This is a genomic window from Kocuria sp. CCUG 69068 (assembly GCF_020833785.1).
GTDB classification, from domain to species: Bacteria; Actinomycetota; Actinomycetes; order Actinomycetales; family Micrococcaceae; genus Kocuria; species Kocuria rosea.
On sequence record NZ_PDDL01000194.1, the window covers coordinates 1 to 2,949 of the forward strand.

3 protein-coding genes are annotated in these 2,949 nt (G+C 77.0%); all 3 read right to left on the reverse strand.

Features of this window, described 5'->3' with window-relative positions; translation table 11 throughout:
- Window positions 1–384 (reverse strand): hypothetical protein (locus CRM73_RS18710; RefSeq protein WP_229588732.1); only part of this gene is annotated, 384 nt, incomplete at its 3' end.
- The gene (locus CRM73_RS18715) at window positions 381–2,210 is read right to left on the reverse strand and encodes an ABC transporter ATP-binding protein (RefSeq protein ID WP_095651597.1); all 1,830 of its coding nucleotides are present in this window, start codon (window positions 2,208–2,210) and stop codon (window positions 381–383) included. The genes CRM73_RS18715 and CRM73_RS18710, both read right to left, overlap by 4 nt.
- The coding region (locus CRM73_RS18720) for a glycosyltransferase (protein ID WP_229588733.1) at window positions 2,207–2,949 on the reverse strand (743 nt) is incomplete at its 5' end. The genes CRM73_RS18720 and CRM73_RS18715, both read right to left, overlap by 4 nt.

The window sequence follows — 2,949 nt, forward strand, 5'->3', positions numbered from 1 at the left end:
CCGGTCCGGCCCGAGCACGGCGAGCGCGCGCCGCAGCTCGGGGTCCGTGCTGATCGTCCCCACGGCCAGACGGTGACCGGGGCGTCCCGGCACGTCCGCGACCAGCACGGGCGCCGGCCGGCCGTCCCGCGCGGCGCGGGCCAGGACCTTCTCGAGCTTGTCCCCCCCGTCCCCGGCGGGGGCGTAGGCGGCGACCCAGTGCACCGCGCCCGTGGTCCCGGCGTCCACGCGGGCCACGACCGAGACGCCGGGCTTGTAGCGCAGGTGGCTGGTGCGCAGCGGGCCGCCGAGCTGGTGGCCGAAGAGCTCGGTGAGCCGGCCGGGGTCGAGGACCGCGGCGAGCGCGGGCAGGCTCTCCCAGGAGTCGGGCAGGTGCAGCGTCACGAGCGGACCTCCCGGCGGTCCTGCGCCCGCTGCTGCTCGACCCACGCGGCGAACACGCCGTCCGGCCGGGCGAGCAGCTCCTCGGGGGCGCCGTCGAGCAGGATGCGCCCGTCCTGGACCCACAGCACGCGGTCGGCGGCGAGCGCGAGGGCGGCGTCGTGGGTCACCGCCAGGGACGTGCGGCCGCGGACCAGGCGCCCGAGGGCGTCCAGCACGTCCCGGGCGGACCGGGGGTCGAGTCCGGTGGTGGCCTCGTCGAGCAGCACGACGGGTGCGTCGCGCAGCAGGGCGCGCGCGATGGCCAGCCGCTGGCGCTGCCCGCCCGAGACGGTCGAGCCGCGCTCCCCCACCGGGGTGTCGTAGCCCTGCGGGAACGCCGTCACGAACTCGTGGGCCTGGGCGGCGGACGCGGCGGCCTCGACCTCGGCGTCGGTGGCCCCCGGGCGGCCGAGCCGGATGTTCTCCCGCACGGTGCCGTGGAAGAGGACGGAGTCCTGCAGCAGCAGGGCGGTGCTGCCGCGCACCGTGCCGAGGCTCAGGGCGCGCAGGTCGTGGCCGTCGAGGGTCACGGACCCGGCGACCGGGTCCATCATCCGCACCAGCAGGGAGACGAGGGTCGACTTCCCGGAGCCGGACGGGCCGACGACGGCGACGTGCTGGCCCGCCGGGATCACGAGGTCGACGTCGCGCAGCACGGTGCGCCCGCCGTGCTCCGGGTCCCCGTACGCGGCGTCCACGTGGTGGAGGGCGATCTCCCCGCGCACCCCGGGCAGGACCAGGGCGCCCGAGGCCTCCCGCACGTCCACGGGCTCCGCCACGAGGTCGGCCACCCGCTCCCCGGAGGCCGCGGCGCGGGCGATGCGCCCGGTGTACTTGGCCATGTCCCGCAGGGGCTTCATGCACGTCTTGAGATAGGTCGTGAACAGGACCAGGTCGCCCAGGCTCATGGCGCCCTCGAGCACCCGCAGGCCGCCGCCGAAGATCACGGCCGCGGTGGCCACGCCCACGATCACGTCCGTGGCCCGCTCGAGCGCGGCGGCCAGACGGCGGGACTGCACGCCCTGGGTGAGAGCCTGCCGGTTGGCGCGGCCGAAGGAGCCGGCCATGTGCTCCTCCAGCCCGTAGGCCTGGACGGTGCGGATCGCGCCGAGGGACTCGTGGGCGGTGTTCGCCAGCGCGCCCTCCCCCTGCCGGGTCCGGCGCGAGGCCTCGGTGATCCGCCCGGAGGACCCTCGGCCCACCAGCAGGAAGGCCAGGATCGCCACGACCACCACGAGGGCCAGGAGCCAGTCGAGGAAGAGCATCACCGTGCACATGACCACGAGGGTGATGACGTTGGCCAGCAGCGGCAGGCCCGCGGTGACGGCCACCTCCTGGAGCTTGCCGATGTCCGAGACGAGGCGCTGGACCGTGTCCCCGGCCCGGGAGACCGAGTGGTAGCGGTCCGAGAGCGCCTGGACGTGCGCGAACACCCGTTCGCGCAGGGCGGTGGAGACCCGGGAGCCGACGAGGGCGAACGCGACCGTGGCGAGGTAGTTGGCGAGCGCGCGGAACCCCACCACCGCGACCGTGGCCAGCCCGGCGGCCGCGAGCAGCTGCCACGAGGCCTCCGGGATCCACGGGTCGACGTTGTCGGCGCCGAGGGAGAGGGACACGGCGTCGACGACGATCTTCAGCGGCCACGGCTCGAGCACGCGGAAGGCCACCTCGGCCAGGAGCACCACGACGCCGCCCGCGGCGAGCAGCCGGTGCTCGCGCAGGTGCGGGGTGAGCAGCCCGAGGGTGCGCCGGAGGGCCCTGCGGTCGAGCCGCCTGCCCCCGCTCACCGCGGCGCTCCCTGCAGTGCTCCCGGTGCGGCCGGGCGCGGTGCGGCGCCGCTGCGGGGTCGCGTGCCGGTGGGATCCGGAGGGGCGAGGTCCGTGCCGGCGAGGATGCCGTCGAGCACCGCGGTCCAGGAGCGCCGGGCGACCGCGTCGCGGCGGCCGGCGCGTCCCAGGGCACGCCGCCGGCCGGGATCGGCCACCAGCGCGTCGACGGCGCCGGCCAGCGCGGTGGGGTCCGAGGGCGCCACGAGCAGCCCGGTCACCCCGTCCTCGACCGCGGCCGGCACCTGGCCCACGCGGGACGCGACGACCGGCAGGGCCGCGGCGGCGTACTCGTAGATCTTCAGCGGCGAGAAGTACTGGTCCGCGGCGTCCTCCGTGGCGGGATAGGGCGCGACGGCCACGGCGCAGTCGGCCAGCAGCCCGGGCACCGCGGCGGGGGGCACCGCGCCGGTGAACTCGGCGTCGACGCCCAGCTCGGCGGCCAGCTCCTCGAGGGACGCCCGCTGGGGGCCGTCCCCCACCACGCGCAGGCGCCAGTCGGCGGCGGCCTCCGCGCGGGCCCGGATCAGGTGCTCCACGCCGTGCCAGGGCTTGAGCGTGCCGACGAACACGACGACCGGCGACACGGGGTCCGGTCCCCGGGCGGCGGAGTCGCGGCACGGACGGATGCGCTCCACGTTCACCCCGTTGGGGGCGACCAGGACCCGGCCGGCCGGCCCGCCGGTGTCGGCCACGGTCC